Raw genomic sequence first — 15,402 nt, forward strand, 5'->3', positions numbered from 1 at the left:
CTCTGTTCGGAGACAGGGGTCCGGCGGGTCGGGCCCCTTCCGACTGCGGTGAGTCCTTCCGCAGCGAAGATCGCGCGGCCTGCGCGAGATGGCGGAGTTCATCATCTCCCGGCTCGGCACCGCGGCCCTGGCCGCCGGACTGGAGATGGGCGCGGCCGAGGAGCCTTCCCCCCTGCACCGCGTTCTGGACCCGCCGCCCGGGCGACATGGCGCCGATCTTCGAACCTGCCTAGGCCCGGGGGCGAGTTGCCCAAGGACTACGACGAGGCGCCGACAGCGCGCGGCGACTGACGTGCGGCGCCCAGCAGAGACCGGCTGCGGGACCAGGTGGCCGGTCCGCGGGCCGCCGGCAACGCGCCGGGTCAGGCCGGGTCGGCCACGCGTGCCCCGGGGCGGTTGCCGGCGGCGAAGCCGGCCAGCATCAGGGTCAGCCAGCGCTCGCGCGCGGCGGGCGGCGCGTCGGCCGGGGCGGTGTGCAGCAGTAGGAAGACGTCCTCGATCGTGATGTCGGGGTGCATGTCCCCGTCGGCCTGGGCACGGGCGACCAGGTTGCGTCCGGCGTCGGTGGCGCGCTGGAGACGGTCACCGGTGAAGCGGTACTCCTGCGCCATCCGGTCGGCGGCGGCGCGGATCGCACGGTCGCACGAGGCGTGCTCGACATACCGGCCTGCCAGTGCCCGGAACTCGGCCATGGCCCCGGCTTCACCGCGTTCCACACGAACCCAGGCGTCCTCCGTCAGCTGCGCCAGTTCATCGACCGCGCCGCTGAGCACGGCGTCGATCAACGCCGCCTTGTCCGGGAAATGCCGATACAGCGTGCCCGCGGCTACCCCTGCGGCCTCGGCGATGGCGTCGGTGGGGACCTCGGCTCCGTACTGGGTGATCAGGTCCCGGGCGCTGTCGAGGATCTTCTTGCGGTTGCGCAGCGCATCCGCGCGCAGCGGCCTGTCCTGCATCGTCCCTGCTTCCCGTCCTGGTGGTGTTCCTCGGTCCATCATGCCGTTTGCCAAAACCTGAGCGCCCGCTCACTATAAAGGTGGGCGCACGCTCACTATGACTGCCCGCGCTCCCAGCCGCCTCGCCGTGAGGCGCACGCACGCAGAGGAAGAGACCGGAACCATGCAGCTCACCGTTCTCGGGGCCACCGGCCCCACCGGCCAGCAGGTCGTCCAGCAGGCCCTGGCCGCGGGCCACCGCATCACCGCCCTGGTCCGCGACCCGGACCGGCTGCCGCAGCGCGAGGATGACCGGGTCACCGTCGTCGTCGGCGACGCCACCTCCCGCACGGACGTGGAGAAGGCGCTGCACGGCAGCGACGCACTGATCTCGGCCCTGGGCCCCGGCAAGGACTTCAAGTCCACCCTTGCCACCCAGTCCGCCGGCCCCGTCCTCGAAGCGGCAGCCACCGCGGGCGTGCAGCGCCTGGTCTGGCTCTCCGCCCTCGGCGCGGGCACAAGCGGCCAGCGCCAGTCCCGCGTCCAGGCCAGCGCCTCCAAGCTGCTCATGAGCAAGCTCATGGCCGACAAGGGCACCGCCGACGACACCATCGCCCGCAGCGCCCTCGCCTGGACCATCGCCCTGCCCGTCATGCTCGGCAACGGCTCCGCCACCGGCACGTACAAGGCCCTCCCGCTGGACGGCGGCACCACCCGCATCGGCGGAAAGCTCAGCCGCGCCGACCTCGCCGACGCCCTCCTCGCTGCCGCCACCACGAACAAGTGGACCCGCCAGCGCATCATCCTCACCCACTGACCCCCGTCGGGGCGGGTGCCCACCGAAAGACGGACTCAGCACCCGCCCGACCATGGGTGAAAACGGGTCAGGTGGGTGGGGTGTCTGGGCGGGCGTCGTACACGGCGCGGGCGGCGTCGATGTGCGTCAGGTGCGTGATGCTCCACTCCAACAGGGGTGCGGTGGCGTCGCGGAGGGTCCTGCCCATCGGAGTGAGTTCGTAACTGACGTGCGGCGGCATGACGTTGCGGACGGTCCGTGTAAGGATCCCGTCGCGTTCCAGGCCGCGCAGGGTGACGGTGAGCATACGCTGGCTGATCCCGTCGACGGCCCGCTTGAGTTCGGTGAAGCGGCGCGGCCCCTGGCTGAGGTTGCGCACGATCAGCAGCGACCACTTGTCGCCGACGATGCCGAGCACTTCACGGGCCTGGCACGGGTCCTGCGACCGTGCCGGCCGCGACTCGCCGCCCGCTGTGACGCTCATGGTTACCTCCAGAGAACCGGGGCACCGAAATGTGCCTTATTGATCAGGGTGCGGCCGGTGGAGCACGATGATTTCAGTTCCTGAAGAGTACCGAGGCACAGACAGGAACCGTAATAGTGCCGCCCTTCCACACCCTGAAGAGGAAGAAGATTCCCCTCATCTCGACTTTTCTGCTGATACACGGCGCCTGGCACAACGGCCGGTGCTGGGAGCGGGTGGTCCCGCTGCTGGAGTCGGCCGGACACCGCGTGTTCGCACCTTCGCTCACCGGCTACGGCGACAAGGCGCACCTGCTCGGTCCCGAGGTGGGGCTCGACACGCACGTCGAAGACGTCGTGAAGCTGATCCACGAGGAGGACCTGACCGAGGTGGTGCTCGTGGGTCACAGCTACGCGGGGCTGGTCGTCGCGTCCGTGGCCAACGAGATACCGGAACGGATCGCGCACCTGGTGTACCTCGACGCGATGGTCCCGGAGCACGGCGAGACCGCCGTCGACGTGCAGCCCATGACCCAGCACCTGATCGACCTGGCCGCCAAGTCCGATAACGCCTGGCGCATCCCGCCGCTGCCCGAGATGCCTGCGCCTCTTGGCCTGTTCGGAGTCACCGACGCGGCGGACGTCGCATGGCTGCGTGCGACGCTCTCCGACCATCCAGTGCGCTGCCTGCGGCAACCGGTCCGGCTGGACAACCCTGCTGCGCAGTCGGTTCCGCGCACGCACATCCACTGCGTCGGCGCAGAGCCGGAAGGCATCGTGCGGCGGCCCGTCCCCGCAACACAGCCCAACGGCTCCCCGGCACGGATACGGGAACTGCCAACCGGGCACGACTGCATGATCACCATGCCGGCGGACCTGAGCGAACTGCTGCTTGAATCCACCCGTCGGTAGCGTGCGGGCCGCGACTGCGGCCGCCTGTGACGCGAAGCAGGTCCAGTTTCCCCGCTTCCGGTCGCTGCGGTGTAGGTGACCATGCGCAGGTCTGCGCCGGGGACGATGAGGACGAAGCAGGATGTCGCCGATCTCGGGGTGCCGGATCGTCTTGCGGTCCGTGGTGTGCTGGGCGGCGGCCGTCGGTGCGGCCCAGTGATGGGCGAAGGCATCGGAGGCTTCTCGCAGATCCCGCACGAGACGGTCGAGCTGGGCGTCCATGGCGTCCGGTCATCCCGTGGCGGTGAGACTGGTGCGCAAGGTTCCCGTTGGCGTAGCCCGTCTGGAGGACCTTGAGGAGCACGGCCCGAGCGCCGCGGTGTGGACCGCCCTGGACGGCCGGGATGAGCCGTGCGGATGGATGGAGCTGTGGCCGGTGGTGGTGGCCGGATAGCCCTGGCCGGCCACCACCGCGTGTCACCGTCGGTCTCGGGGACCGCTTGGGACGCGCATTCCGCGCCGCCGCGGCGGCAGCCAGGGGCTTGAGCGCTGCGCGGGTCTGTTGGGCTTGGTTCGGCGGTGCCATCATGCAGCGGTGGATACGGTTCGCTTTCGGCTGCCCACGGGGCGGCGGGTAGGCGCATATGTTTTGGCGGGCGTGTGTGCCGCTGTGGCTGTCGTCTTGGTGGTTGTGATCCTCCGTGAGTCCCTCGGAAATGACCCCTGGGTGGACACTGCCGTTGCTGTCGCCGTGTACGGGGGTTTCCCCGGGGGCTTGGCCTTGTTCGCGGCCCTCTACGGCTCGGCTCACACGGTGTTGAACGACAAGGGCATCAGGAGCGTGTTCATCCGTCGCCGTCGGATCGCATGGTCGCAGGTGGAAAGGATCTCGGTCCGAAGCACGGCGAACTACGGGGGCAAGCTGCGACGAGTGCAGATCTTCCGGAAGGGCGGGCGGCGCTGCTTCACGATGTGGACGCCGCAGGACCTGGTCGGCAACAATCCTGAGTTCGATGCCCAGGCCGAGCAGATCAAGTGGTACTGGACGATGGCCCAGGGCCAGGCACCCAGCGCGTTCCTACCGGGTTCGCAACAGTGACCACGCGCCTCCGCCCGGCTGCCCGTCGCTCGCTCCGGTAGTGGTGGCGAGGGTTGCCACGCCCGGCGGCAGCTGGGACTAAACGTGGACCACCTCGGACTCGGCTCACGGCGGCACGGCCCTGCGATCCGAGCATCCGTGAGGTTGGTTCGCTTTGACGGACATCCGAGATCAGGGGTCACGGCCCCGGAGGGATGTCCATCATGGAAGGCATGGGGAAGAAGAAGCCTCGGCCGCGGCGGTCGTTCACGCCGCAGTTCAAGGCCGACATCGTCGAGCGCTGCCGGCGCGGGGACCGCACCGTCGGTCAGGTGGCCAAGGACTTCGACCTGACCGAGACCGCGGTGCGGGACTGGGTCAAGCAGGCCCAGGTCGACGCCGGCGAGCGCGAGGGCCTGACCAACGGCGAGCAGGAGGAGCTGGCGGCTCTGCGGCGAGAGAACCGCCGCCTGCGCGAGGACGTGGAGATCCTGCGGCGCGCGACAGCTTTCTTCGCAGCGGGGACCCGGTGAACGTTCACCCGTTCATCGAGGCGGAGAAGCAGCAGGGCCACAACGTCAAACGCGCGTGTGAGCTCCTGGAGGTCTCCCGGACCGCCTTCTACGCACGCCGCAGCGGGACTATCGGCCCGCGCCGGGCCCGCGACCTGGAACTGACCCAGGAGATCAGCGCCGTCCACGCCCAGTCACATGGCACCTACGGAGCCCCGCGCGTCCACACGGTCCTGCAGCGCCAGGGTCAGCGGTGCGGCCGTCGACGCGTCGCCCGTCTGATGCGCCAGGCCGGACTGCAGGGTGCCCACCGTCGCCGACGCCCGGTCACTACCGTCCCCGATACGGGGGCCTCCAGGCGTCCGGACCTGATCAACCGCCAGTTCACCCCCGACGCGACCGCGTTGAACCAGCGCTGGTGTGGCGACATCACCTACATCCCCACCGACGAGGGCTGGCTCTACCTGACTACCGTCATCGACATCGCCTCCCGCAGGATCGTCGGCTGGGCCACCGCCGACCACCTGCGCACCGAACTGGTCGCCGAAGCTCTGCAAGCAGCCCACCTGCAACGACGCCCGCCCCACGGCGTGATCTTCCACGCCGATCGCGGCTGTCAGGGCGGATTCAACCGATCGTCGCAACACCTCGTGTTCGGAGGTGTTGATGGGTCGGCCAGCAGGGTGGATGCAGGCGTTGACGGGCAGGTCTCCGATGAAGTCGCCGGGGGCGCCTGCGCATCGGCGGGAGGTGGAACGCCAGTTCTGGCGGGAGATCGCCAAGGGGTTGCTCGCTGAGGAGGCGGCAGCTGCGGTCGGCGTGTCGCAGGCTGTGGGCGGGCGCTGGTTCCGGCACGGTGGCGGCATGCCGCCGATGGATCTCGCCCCGCAGTCCGGCCGATACCTGTCCTTTCACGAGCGTGAAGAGATCGCGCTGCTCAAAGCGCAGGGCATCGGAGTCCGGGAGAGCGCACGACGCCTGGGCCGGGATCCGGCGACGATATCGCGGGAGCTGCGGCGCAACGCCGCGACCCGTGGGGGCCGGCTGGACTACCGGGCCTCGGTCGCACAGTGGAAGGCCGACCTGGTGGCCCAGCGTCCGAAACCGGCGAAACTGACCGTGAACGATCGGTTGCGGGACTACGTGCAGGAACGACTCGCGGGCGAGGTCGGCCATCCCGGCGGGGAGGCACTGGGGCCGCAGGCCGTGCCGTGGAAGGGGCGGAACAAGCCGCACCGCGGCGACCGCCGATGGGCCACGGCCTGGAGCCCGGAACAGATCGCGAACCGGCTGAAGGTCGACTTCCCCGACGACGAGTCCATGCGGATCAGCCACGAGGCCATCTACCAGGCCCTGTTCATCGAAGGCCGCGGAGCGCTCGAGCGCGAACTCGTCATGCGCCTGCGCACCGGCAGGGCCTTGCGGGTTCCCCGGGCCCGAGCGAAGCGGAAGGCATGGGCTCATGTCACGCCCGACGTGCTGATCGGCGAGCGGCCAGCCGAGGCCGATGGCAGGGCCGTGCCCGGGCACTGGGAAGGCGACCTGGTGATCGGGCTGGAGCGGTCGGCGATCGGTACCCTGGTCGAGCGCACGACCCGGTTCACGGTGCTGGTCCACCTGCCCCGCCAGGACGGCTACGGCGTCGTCCCCCGTACCAAGAACGGGCCGCCCCTGGCCGGATACGGCGCCGTGACCATGAAGGACGCACTGGCGGCGACAATAGCCACCCTTCCCGAGCAGATATGGCGGTCACTGACGTGGGACCGGGGCAAGGAACTGTCGGCACACGCCCAGCTCACGGCCGAGACCGGTGTCGCGGTCTACTTCGCCGACCCGCACAGTCCCTGGCAGCGCGGCACCAACGAGAACACCAACGGACTGCTGCGACAGTACTTCCCAAAGGGCACCGACCTGTCCCGGTGGACAGCCGAGGAGATCAAGGCAGTCGCCGCCACACTCAACAGCCGACCCCGCAAGAGCCTCGGCTGGAAGACACCCGCTGAAGCCCTCGACGATCACCTACGATCGCTCCAACAAGCCGGCGTTGCGTCCACTGGTTGAACCTGGTCAGTACACGAGCCGGGCGCTGGCCGAACGCGCCGGGCAACTCGGCGTGCGGCTGTCGGTCGGGCGCACCGGACAGTGCTGGGATAACGCCCTGGCCGAGGCGTTCTTCTCCACCCTCAAGCGTGAACTGATCAGCACCCGCAGCTGGCCCACCCGGGCCGCAACCCACAACGCGATCTTCGACTTCATCGAGGGCTGGTTCAACCTGCACCGGCTCCACAGCAGCCTGGGCTACCTCAGCCCCAACGACTACGAAGCCCTTCAAGCAGCCTGAACAACACAACGAACCTGTCCGTCAAAACGGAGCAAGCTCATGGAGTACGAGCGGCACAAGGCCAAGCTCGACCAGTTGGTCACCGACTACGCCACCGATCTGCTCACTCGACAGCAGTTCACCCTTGCCAAGGGCATTGCCGAAGCCGGAGTGCAGGAAGCGCGGGAGGCCCTGGATCAGCACCAGGACGATTACCCGTTGTCGAGCGTGCCGAGTGACCAGACGCTCCGCGAGACCTGGGAGTCCGCCGGGCTGGAGTGGCGACGCAGCGTCATCCGGCTGGTGGTGGAGCGCGTCATCATCCACCCCGGGCACCTGGGTTACATGAAGTGGCATGGCTATCGCTTCAACCCTGACCACATTGAGATTGTGTGGAAGGTCTAGGCAGCGCGTTCGTACTGCTCAGCGCGGCGGGCCTCCTCCGTCGCCTGAGCGACGCGCACCAACTCGGCGAGTGCCGCCACGGTGTCCGGGTCTGTCACCTTCTCCGGAAGCCCCTGCTTCGTGCGGGACAGTTGTACCCATGTAGCAATGTCAGGCTCGGACAAGGGCGTCACCTGCATACGCCCCGATGTTGGTGATGGGGGCCGCTGTTGTCTTCATGGGTACAACTGTCGGGCACCTTCACGCTCACGCGTGGCAACGCGGTGGCAAAACGATCAATACTGGCATCGTTGGGATTCCGGGCAGCAGTTCCGGATCGTGATGAGTATGACCGACTGGATTCCTTGCCTGAGGCATGCAAAGGGCGCGCTCACACGCGGCTACTCTGGAATCTAGGCACCTAATGCTGCGACCTTTCAAACGGAACTACTGCCAACGTATGCCGTACGAGTGAAGACGCTTCGGGCGTTCAACCCGTTGTACATAGTCGACATAGCCAGGGATGTTAAAGGATCGCTCAAATTGAAGGGCCCCAACGGTCCTGGCCTCTCGTCTCGTACGATCAACAATAACGCCCTGCACGCCCTTCTCTCCAGGGTCCTCTGCATCAGCAAATCGAGTGATTGTCACTAGCGACCGTGCGGTAATTTTTCCGCTTCCACCCCAATGGAAAGGCTCCATTGGCCGCAGGTCATCCTCAAATGTCTGACTCAGCTTGAACTCTTCAACCTCCCCTCGCGATAGCGGACGTCCGAAATAGACAAAAGTATGGCCGACTCCATTTCTCTCTGGCCGCATGGAGCTAAAAGCCACAAAGTTCGGATTATCCACCGCCGGGGTGGTCACATTACCGGCACTAGCGAAACCAGTCCATAGTTCAGTAAATTGAACGATGCGAACTCCATTGCGGCGCGCTCGCACTGCGACACTTCTCGAATATATGTATCTGCGATGATTTCCAACACGCTCTATTGTCAGCTCGTGAACCAGGGACAAGTATTCGATAGGAATTGGATCGTACATCCAAGTTAAGAATAACCAAAGCGCAGCGCCTGCACTCACTGCGATCCCGCACGTAATTACGACGCCAGCTGACCCTCGTGTATGGCTGGCAGCAACCCATCCAACTCCTGCGCCTACCATGCCGACTATGAGGATGACGGCGTTAATCGTCGCCGAGAGCTCACGCAGCGTCTTCGCTGCATTGCTACCCAAAAGGGTGCTCAATATTTCTCCCGACTATAAGCGTTACAACTTCAGGCGATCCGGCTCCAGATGGTCCCATGAGATTGCAAGCCACGGCTATAGGATGAGTTACAAGGGAAGCGACGTAGTACGAGAGTGAAAGATGAGGCCTAGGCAGACAACCGAGTTGGGGGCGCTTCACGCCAACCGTGGCGTTGCCCTTGACCCCACCGTTGACGCTGACCTTCGACATCGAGAGGCCGGCGGATGGGCAGAGCTCTCGCTACACCGTGACCTACGACGGCCAGGCCGCCTACAGCAACTGCTGTTGAGCCACGCTGAGTGTGTGTCAGCTTCCCTCACGCTGCAACGGGCTGGTGTAAGCCCGTTGCACTACCAAACTCAATGCCGGAAGTCGGCCGACGGGTAGCTGTGTCGAGTGTGCTGTCCTCCGCTCTCCTTGGGCCCTGTCGCCCCCGGTCGTAGCATGGCGGGGTGGCCACTTTTGCGCGCCCGGATACGCCCAAGTACCTTGCCAAGCTCACATACCGAATGCTGGGTGATCGCTGCCTTCGATGCGGCCTGGAGCGCCCCTTGGAGGTGGCGCACATCATTGAGTGGCCGCGATGCTTCGCTATTGCTGGCGAGGAGATCGACGGTCAGAAGCCCCCACGAGAGTGGCACTATGGTGAAGCCGTTCGCCACTTTCACCACCTCGGCAACATGTTGCCCTTGTGCTCCAACTGCCACACCCTTTTCGATGGCAAGCAGTACCCCGAGGTGACCGAAGAGCAGATCAGAGCCCTCCGGGATGCGGTCGTAAAGAAGCCAGAGACCTTGCTTCGGCTCATAGAATTCATCGGTGAGGAGCTTTCCGGTCGGCCCGGTCGCTGCACTCATAATGTCGACGGGAAGCGGAAACACTCACATGCGGTCGACGTCACCGCCTGCACTTGGCCCCTCATTTGGCTCTCCGAGAGCTACAAGCTGGGCACTATAACCGATAACCCCAACTTGCTCATCGAGCCATCCGGTGGTGGGTATCACTATCATGCGAGCCTTGATACCGGCACGATTAGCTTGTGTTCGGCAAGGGTCAGCGATTGTCGTCCTGGGGCTCGAATTTTGCATCGAAACCGTCGGGCACGCGGGTAGAGTATGCCCCCGCTGACAGGCCAGACTCCAACTGCTCTCCCTTTATTCGCCGTACGGCGTGCGCCTCGCCCAAACTACGGCATCTACCGAGCTAGGACGAAGCAGCGTTGGGCCGCCGTCACGTTAGGCGTAAGCCCCGTCGGCCCAGTACATTATTCGGTTTTGGCCGGCCTCTCGGCGCAGCCTATGGCCAAGGCGAAGGCTGGGCCAGCCTAGGGCAGTTGCGCAGGCTAAAGGCGACCCACTGTCAATTAATTGAAATTCTCCACGTAGCCAAATCCGTGGGCCTTGAATACCACTTTGTACTTTGACAACGGCGAGGCCGCGCTTAATTCGAAGTCTTTAGTCGCATTCTTCACAAGGTAGTTGTCGTCCTTGATGGCGTAGGTCTTCTGAACTCCATTTGCAATATATGTAACCTGGAAGTAGTAATCACAGTAGGACGCGTTGGCGCTTGGCTTCACGGTGATGTTAAAGGTATCGCCAGCTTTCAGGGGCACGGATTGCTGGATGAATAGGCCACCAGCGCTTGTTTTGAGCGTTGGATAGTGCTCATCGAGATCAAGGGACGCAATGGTGCCCTCCACTGGCGCCGCGCCGCCCAAGGGTTCGTACCAGGCTGCCGTGAGCGGCGGCTCGCGCTTCACAATTATGGGTTTGATGTCCTCAATAGTTGCGAGGGTGCCCCCGGCATTTGTGATCGAGAGCTTATAGGCGTCCCTCACTCTGACCAAATGCGCTCTGCTCCAGAAGCTCACATAGCTGGCATCGCGCGTTTGACCCTGCAAAGTATCAAGATATTTGGAGTATTCAGACTCTGTTGGAATGTAGTCAGAGACGCTTTCCCCACCATCCTGACGGTACGTGATGCTGGACTTCAGATCTGCAGGGCTTGGCGATTCACTGACTGGTGGTTGAGGCTGGTGCAGTGATGCGTCAAAGTGGGCGAACACTAGGGCGGCCACCGTAAACGAGAGGACAGCTGCAACTACGAGTATCGTTGCTTGACCGCCTGATAACCCAACGAAGATGTTCCCATGAGGTGCCACGTTCCCATCAATCGACCCATTGAACTGATTCTCAACAGATTCGGATGGCTTCCTTTTGCTCACGGCTGCTTCTTTCGACGCTTCGGCTGATTTACATAAATCTTGCCGTGCGGTGCAACATTCCCCTTAATATTTCCATTGATCTGGGTTTCGATTGTTGCAGCCGTCTTTTTCGACATCTCTGGTGTCGCGGTTGATTCGCTAGATGAAGCCGATTCTCGCCCCGCCCACCAGGCGCCGGAGGCCAGCACAGCGGAGGAACTTACCGTCGCAGCTGCCGCAGCGAGTACATACCGGTTCACGTCCTCGGTGTGCACCCAGTCCCAGGCGATCAAGCGTGCGAATAGTAGCGTCAAGACGAAGGTTGCTACCGTGGCCGCATTTGTGACAATCCACTTAGTTGATCTACTCATACTGTTCCCCCTGGCCCAGTCTAAGTCTGGCACGGAGGCGTCTGGCGAGTCAGTGCGTTTAGGAAAGATCAGGCATCCATTGACAATATGGATCATGCTGAAATTTTCCAGCAACCTACTCGGCTGCAGCGTTAGCTGCCGTCAACTCGTCCTCCAACACCCACACGAACGCCACCCCGCCCTTGGGGAACACCCACCCCGGGAAGCTCACCTCAACGGATGGAGTCGGGTCGCTGGCGAGTAGCCCCGAGATGCGTGTCGGCGACGGGTGAATCGTGGTTCTGACCCACTTTCAGGATGTTGTTGGTGATCTTCAGCAGTTGAGGCTTTGGCAGAGCCGGTGGAAGGGGGTGCTTGATCGGTGTTGGCGGTCTGGGCGCTGGCTGAGGCGTATGACGTTGGTGCCTGCTGCGGTCAGGACGTGTTGGACGTGGGTCTTCTCAGTGCCGCGGTAGCGGCAGGTCCGTAGGCCGTGGGCGTGGACGGTCTCGGAGACCGTGGCCTCGCAGCCGGCTCGCAGTGCGAAGCGCTCCCGCCATTCGTGCGTGGTCTGCTCTTGTCGGACCCGGGTCTGGATCTCCTGCTGGGCCTGAGGAAGCAGGAAGATGTGGCGGCCCTTGCCGTCGATGGTGCCGGTGCAGCTGAGTCGGTCGTCGCACTCCCGGCAGGCCTTGCGCGGGAAGAGCACGGACAGTCGTGCATGGCCGTCGCCGGGGGTGGGTTTCCAAGGTGGGCTGGTGATGCCGTGGGGGCAGGTCAGGGTGCCTGCCAGTCGATATGGAAGTCCTGCTTGGTGAAGCCGGCGTGTTCGCCTGCGCGGGGGTCGTCGCGAACCGGGCCCAGGAGGGTGATGTTCCAGTGCTGGGCGGCGTGGTGGATGCTGTCGGGGCTGGTGTAGCCGCGGTCGACGACGTGCTCGACGGGCTGGAAGCCCTGGCCGGTCAGGCCTGCGTGGATGAGGTCGAGGGCGTCGATGTCCTGCTCGGTGGCCGCTTCGGGAGCAGCGCCATTGAGGCCGGCGAGCGGCTCGAAGTACCAGGCATCCGTCACACTGAGGTCTTGGCGCAGCTCTCGGTACTCGTCCAGATCGGACACACAGGCGAACCGCATGGTCGAACTGGTCGGGGTAACGCGGTACTCCCACCGGATGGTGGCGACGAACATGGAGTCACCAGTGGACGGGTCGCCCTCCCACGGAGCCAGGTCGGCCGACACCCGGGCGTCGTAGAAGCGCTCCGGCGACCGAACCACCTGCTCCCGGAGATCGGTGTAGGAGTCGGCGGCCAACTCGGGATCGCCCAACTGGATCGTCAGGCAGTTGGTGATGATGCGGTCGAGGGTCTCCGGAGAGGAGACGTTCGTCAGGGCCTCTGGCGCAAAGGCGAAGCCGTCGACCACGGCGTCCCGGATGGCCGGGGCTTCCTCTTTGAGTACCTTGCGGAGCCGTTCATTAGCGCGTTCCTCGGCGTCCGCCTGGTTGATGTACTCGAACAGGATGGCGATGAGGCCTGTGGTGAAGAGCGCCGAGCCGACGTCGCCGATGGGCAGGTTCAACACCCACGAGCCGTACAGGTGGCCACTCACCCAGTGCGCCAGCACCAGTAAGCCGATACCCGCCACGGTCGAGACGGTGGCGAGGAGAGCGAGCTTCGTGCGGTAGAGGCGCTGTAACGGGCTTTGCATATCGCACTAATTATACCAAATGACCAATTTGACTTTCCATTAACTGACGGCTGAAGTCCCAGCGCCCCGGCTTCAGGAAAGCCAACTGGCGTGGCCGGCGGCGCAGCATCGCTCAAGGGTCAACTGCACGGTGCCCTCCCATGGGAGCCGGTTGTAGTTGAGCGGATCGGCTGCGCGCATCCGGACATTGACCTAACGTGCCTAGATCGACACAATCTGTTACGTGGGCCTCTGGTGTGGCCCGGGCCGGGGGGCTCTACATGGGATGCATGGCGACGGCACTTACCTTCGTTTTTGGCATCGTTGGCACCTGGATTCTCATCTTCTATGGGGCAGCCCAACACGACGTAGCGAGCATCATCTTCGGTGCCTTCCTCATCATCCTGGCAATCTGCTCGGGCGTTGTCGCAGCAGAAGCCCAGGGGAAGGTGGCCCGCCACAACGAACACCGCCGCCAAGCTGCCCTCCGCGCTGGCTGGCGAGAGTGCCGCTTTTGCGCTGGTACCGGCATCGTCACCACGTACGAGTGGAGGCGCAACGGCCCCGAACCGTTTCACCGATCTTGCCGCACCTGTAACCAGTACGGCTGGTTTTCTCCCAGCGGGCCGCCTGGAACACCGCCCTACTGAAGTCGGCAACTGTCCAATGCCGATGGTCACTTCAGGCAAGGCCCGGATGCCCGGTGAAGAGCTCGCAGCCTGCGGTTTGCCGCTCATGCTCACACGTGACGACCATGCAGCGGTCTCGACCCCAACGCTTCGGAGTCGAGACCGCTCGTACCGCAGGCGCGTTAGCGTCCAGCGCCACTACGGAGACCGCCCGACTTGTCGGTCTGCTTGCCGCCACCACCCGTTCCACCGCCGCCACCGCCAGTACCGGCCGTGGAGTTGGTCATGTTGGATTCGGTCATCTCGTTCACCTCCTCGACAGGGCCGAGCAACGGGTTCGAGCCGCGTTGGTACACGTCTGCACCGCTCGGACGCGGCCCTTGCTCCTGTGGTTGTTGGGGTCTACGTCGACGTGTGGTGACGATAGTCGGGGCAGCGAACACCAGGCATGCGGTGGCCGTATCGGACACCCCGACCCGTATGCGCCGCGCGCATCGGCCCAGCTGGAGCGCCGGGGCGCGCACGAGCTCGATCGCGCGTACCCATCGCTAAACTGACAACTCCCCTGTTGGGCTTGGGTAGGGCGCGCTCGCCTGAACCGCTTCAGGACAGTGCCCGCCGCCCAGGAACTCGACCAGCGGGCCGCGGCCCTCGCCTGATCTGGATCCGCCCGCCCCACGCTCAGTTGCAGCAACCGATCGTGCCCGGCGGAGGCTTCCGCCTTGCCCTCGGGGTCAGGCTGATCCGCGGGCGAGCACGCGGGCGGGGGTGCTGGGAAGGCCGGTGTCGTCCAGGCCCAGAGCGGCGCGGGCGGAGCGCCGTCCGTGGGCTTCGGCGTCGATGTGGACGGTGGTGAGGGCCGGGGTGGTGAGGCTGCCGTACTCGGTGTCGTCGAAGCCCATCACGGCGATCTGCCCCGGGATGTCGATGCCGAGGTCGTGCAGGGAGGCGAGGGCGCGCAGGGCCACGCGGTCATCGAAGGCGGCGATGGCGGTGACCTGTGGGTGGGCCTGGAGAAAGGCCTGGACTGCGGTCTGCTGTCCGGTGCGGGGGAGGGGAACGACGAAGGGCTGGATGGGGGGTAGGTCCAGTCCGCGCGCGGCTTCGGCTGCGAACTGCTCGCGTACGGCGATGAGTGGGGAGTCGGTGTCGGGGAGGGCGAGCGCGATGTGGCGGTGGCCGGCCTGGGCGAGGTAGCGGATCTGCAGGGCGGCGTGGGCGGCCAGGCCGTCGTTCCACCCGCCGCCCTGGTCCTCCAGGGCGTGTCCGCTGAGGTAGGCCTCGCCGAAGCGCAGGACGGCGCGGGGCACGATGGTGTCCAGGATCTGCTGGGTGGCCTGGGGGGCCGCGTGGCCGTGGCGCACCAGCAGGACGTGGTCGTGGGCGGCGAGTTCGTCGTCGAGTCCGCGGATGTAGCTCTGGCAGTAGTTGCCTTCGAGCTCTCGGTCCAGGTTGAGCACGACGATCCGTGAGGTGCCCTCGCGCAGGGCGCGGGCCAGGCCGTGGGGCACGTATCCGAGCTCATGGGCGGCCCGTCGGACCCGGTCGCGGGTACTGGCGGGGAAGCTCTGCCTGGGGTCGTCGTTGAGGACGAAGCTGGCGGTCGCGCGTGAGACGCCGCTGGCTGCGGCGACGTCCTTGAGTGTGACCCGCTTGCGACCGTCCATGAGTCACTCCCCGCAGCGATTGCCGCGCCGGGCGGCGCGAGCAGGCCTTGTGGATTCTAAGGCGAACCGCGGCGCAGGTGGTGCGCGGCTGACCCGGGCCCCGGTGTTCGTTGCCGGGAGACCGCGCTGAGGCGTCCTGCGCTTTGCACGCTTAGGTTGCGCACGGCGCGGCCTCCGGCTCCTCCAGGGGCGGAGGACGTCCGCGCGGGGTTGTATCTGCGCAGTTCAGGGGTTCAGGGCTGG

The 15,402-nt window shown here is 65.3% G+C and carries 16 protein-coding genes and 2 pseudogenes; 10 read left to right on the forward strand and 8 right to left on the reverse strand.

Features of this window, described 5'->3' with window-relative positions:
• Positions 1 to 362: 362 nt before the first annotated feature.
• A complete protein-coding gene (locus tag ABUW04_RS09310) occupies positions 363 to 956 on the reverse strand; it encodes a TetR/AcrR family transcriptional regulator (RefSeq protein ID WP_380563986.1) in 594 nt (197 codons plus the stop codon).
• 163 nt (positions 957 to 1,119) lie between these two features.
• On the opposite strand from ABUW04_RS09310, the gene ABUW04_RS09315 reads away from it, so the two are divergent.
• Positions 1,120 to 1,752, forward strand: a complete 633-nt coding sequence (locus ABUW04_RS09315; RefSeq protein ID WP_380563988.1) for an NAD(P)-dependent oxidoreductase — start codon at positions 1,120 to 1,122, stop codon at positions 1,750 to 1,752.
• A 67-nt stretch (positions 1,753 to 1,819) separates the two neighbouring features.
• On the opposite strand, the gene ABUW04_RS09320 is transcribed toward ABUW04_RS09315, so the two are convergent.
• Positions 1,820 to 2,215, reverse strand: coding sequence for a winged helix-turn-helix transcriptional regulator (locus ABUW04_RS09320; RefSeq protein WP_380563989.1), 396 nt, complete (start codon positions 2,213 to 2,215; stop codon positions 1,820 to 1,822).
• A gap of 158 nt (positions 2,216 to 2,373) precedes the next feature.
• Between ABUW04_RS09320 and ABUW04_RS09325 the strand changes: the two genes are divergently transcribed.
• Entirely contained in the window at positions 2,374 to 3,105 is a 732-nt protein-coding gene (locus ABUW04_RS09325; RefSeq protein WP_380564541.1) for an alpha/beta fold hydrolase, read from the forward strand.
• A gap of 171 nt (positions 3,106 to 3,276) precedes the next feature.
• On the opposite strand, the pseudogene ABUW04_RS09330 reads toward ABUW04_RS09325, so the two are convergent.
• Positions 3,277 to 3,366, reverse strand: a pseudogene (locus ABUW04_RS09330) (hypothetical protein); the annotation flags it as partial.
• A 445-nt stretch (positions 3,367 to 3,811) separates the two neighbouring features.
• Here ABUW04_RS09330 and ABUW04_RS09335 point away from each other — a divergent pair.
• The 7 genes and pseudogenes from ABUW04_RS09335 to ABUW04_RS09365 all read left to right on the forward strand — a co-directional run bounded on the left by ABUW04_RS09335 (position 3,812) and on the right by ABUW04_RS09365 (position 9,739).
• Entirely contained in the window at positions 3,812 to 4,183 is a 372-nt protein-coding gene (locus ABUW04_RS09335) for a hypothetical protein (protein WP_380563990.1), read from the forward strand.
• A gap of 212 nt (positions 4,184 to 4,395) precedes the next feature.
• Entirely contained in the window at positions 4,396 to 4,695 is a 300-nt protein-coding gene (locus ABUW04_RS09340) for a transposase (RefSeq protein WP_380563991.1), read from the forward strand.
• Positions 4,692 to 5,471 (forward strand): IS3 family transposase, encoded by a 780-nt coding sequence (locus ABUW04_RS09345; RefSeq protein ID WP_380563992.1) that lies wholly within the window; start codon positions 4,692 to 4,694, stop codon positions 5,469 to 5,471. Before ABUW04_RS09340 ends, ABUW04_RS09345 begins: the two co-directional genes overlap by 4 nt.
• Positions 5,362 to 6,735 (forward strand): IS30 family transposase, encoded by a 1,374-nt coding sequence (locus ABUW04_RS09350; RefSeq protein ID WP_380563994.1) that lies wholly within the window; start codon positions 5,362 to 5,364, stop codon positions 6,733 to 6,735. Before ABUW04_RS09345 ends, ABUW04_RS09350 begins: the two co-directional genes overlap by 110 nt.
• A 10-nt stretch (positions 6,736 to 6,745) precedes the next feature.
• A pseudogene (locus ABUW04_RS09355) lies at positions 6,746 to 7,015 on the forward strand (integrase core domain-containing protein); the annotation flags it as partial.
• A gap of 39 nt (positions 7,016 to 7,054) precedes the next feature.
• A complete protein-coding gene (locus ABUW04_RS09360) occupies positions 7,055 to 7,399 on the forward strand; it encodes a hypothetical protein (RefSeq protein ID WP_380563996.1) in 345 nt (114 codons plus the stop codon).
• Positions 7,400 to 9,136: 1,737 nt separating this feature from the next.
• Entirely contained in the window at positions 9,137 to 9,739 is a 603-nt protein-coding gene (locus tag ABUW04_RS09365) for an HNH endonuclease signature motif containing protein (RefSeq protein WP_380564542.1), read from the forward strand.
• Positions 9,740 to 9,990: 251 nt separating this feature from the next.
• Here ABUW04_RS09365 and ABUW04_RS09370 read toward each other — a convergent pair whose 3' ends face one another.
• From ABUW04_RS09370 to ABUW04_RS09385, 4 genes are all read right to left on the reverse strand, one after another.
• Complete coding sequence (locus ABUW04_RS09370; protein ID WP_380563998.1) at positions 9,991 to 10,851, reverse strand: hypothetical protein; 861 nt, start codon at positions 10,849 to 10,851, stop codon at positions 9,991 to 9,993.
• The gene (locus tag ABUW04_RS09375; RefSeq protein WP_380563999.1) at positions 10,848 to 11,123 is read right to left on the reverse strand and encodes a hypothetical protein; all 276 of its coding nucleotides are present in this window, start codon (positions 11,121 to 11,123) and stop codon (positions 10,848 to 10,850) included. Before ABUW04_RS09375 ends, ABUW04_RS09370 begins: the two co-directional genes overlap by 4 nt.
• Before the next feature lie 391 nt (positions 11,124 to 11,514).
• Positions 11,515 to 12,060 (reverse strand): transposase, encoded by a 546-nt coding sequence (locus ABUW04_RS09380; protein WP_380564543.1) that lies wholly within the window; start codon positions 12,058 to 12,060, stop codon positions 11,515 to 11,517.
• The gene (locus ABUW04_RS09385; RefSeq protein WP_380564000.1) at positions 11,958 to 12,884 is read right to left on the reverse strand and encodes a hypothetical protein; all 927 of its coding nucleotides are present in this window, start codon (positions 12,882 to 12,884) and stop codon (positions 11,958 to 11,960) included. The genes ABUW04_RS09380 and ABUW04_RS09385 overlap by 103 nt, the downstream gene beginning before the upstream one ends.
• A 269-nt stretch (positions 12,885 to 13,153) precedes the next feature.
• Here ABUW04_RS09385 and ABUW04_RS09390 point away from each other — a divergent pair, with 269 nt between their 5' ends.
• Entirely contained in the window at positions 13,154 to 13,513 is a 360-nt protein-coding gene (locus ABUW04_RS09390; RefSeq protein WP_380564001.1) for a hypothetical protein, read from the forward strand.
• 713 nt (positions 13,514 to 14,226) lie between these two features.
• Here the strand turns inward: ABUW04_RS09390 and ABUW04_RS09395 are convergent.
• Positions 14,227 to 15,159, reverse strand: coding sequence for a LacI family DNA-binding transcriptional regulator (locus ABUW04_RS09395; protein ID WP_380564002.1), 933 nt, complete (start codon positions 15,157 to 15,159; stop codon positions 14,227 to 14,229).
• Positions 15,160 to 15,402: the final 243 nt, after the last annotated feature.

It is taken from the genome of Streptacidiphilus jeojiensis (assembly GCF_042510965.1).
Classification (GTDB): Bacteria; Actinomycetota; Actinomycetes; order Streptomycetales; family Streptomycetaceae; genus Streptacidiphilus; species Streptacidiphilus jeojiensis.

Excerpts from the sequence above, each read along its gene's own strand:
- ABUW04_RS09310 (WP_380563986.1), bottom strand. The coding sequence starts at position 956 with ATGCAGGACAGGCCGCTGCGCGCGGATGCGCTGCGCAACCGCAAGAAG.
- ABUW04_RS09315 (WP_380563988.1), top strand. The coding sequence starts at position 1,120 with ATGCAGCTCACCGTTCTCGGGGCCACCGGCCCCACCGGCCAGCAGGTC.
- ABUW04_RS09320 (WP_380563989.1), bottom strand. The coding sequence starts at position 2,215 with ATGAGCGTCACAGCGGGCGGCGAGTCGCGGCCGGCACGGTCGCAGGAC.
- ABUW04_RS09340 (WP_380563991.1), top strand. The coding sequence starts at position 4,396 with ATGGGGAAGAAGAAGCCTCGGCCGCGGCGGTCGTTCACGCCGCAGTTC.
- ABUW04_RS09350 (WP_380563994.1), top strand. The coding sequence starts at position 5,362 with ATGCAGGCGTTGACGGGCAGGTCTCCGATGAAGTCGCCGGGGGCGCCT.
- ABUW04_RS09360 (WP_380563996.1), top strand. The coding sequence starts at position 7,055 with ATGGAGTACGAGCGGCACAAGGCCAAGCTCGACCAGTTGGTCACCGAC.
- ABUW04_RS09365 (WP_380564542.1), top strand. The coding sequence starts at position 9,137 with ATGCTGGGTGATCGCTGCCTTCGATGCGGCCTGGAGCGCCCCTTGGAG.
- ABUW04_RS09385 (WP_380564000.1), bottom strand. The coding sequence starts at position 12,884 with ATGCAAAGCCCGTTACAGCGCCTCTACCGCACGAAGCTCGCTCTCCTC.
- ABUW04_RS09390 (WP_380564001.1), top strand. The coding sequence starts at position 13,154 with ATGGCGACGGCACTTACCTTCGTTTTTGGCATCGTTGGCACCTGGATT.
- ABUW04_RS09395 (WP_380564002.1), bottom strand. The coding sequence starts at position 15,159 with ATGGACGGTCGCAAGCGGGTCACACTCAAGGACGTCGCCGCAGCCAGC.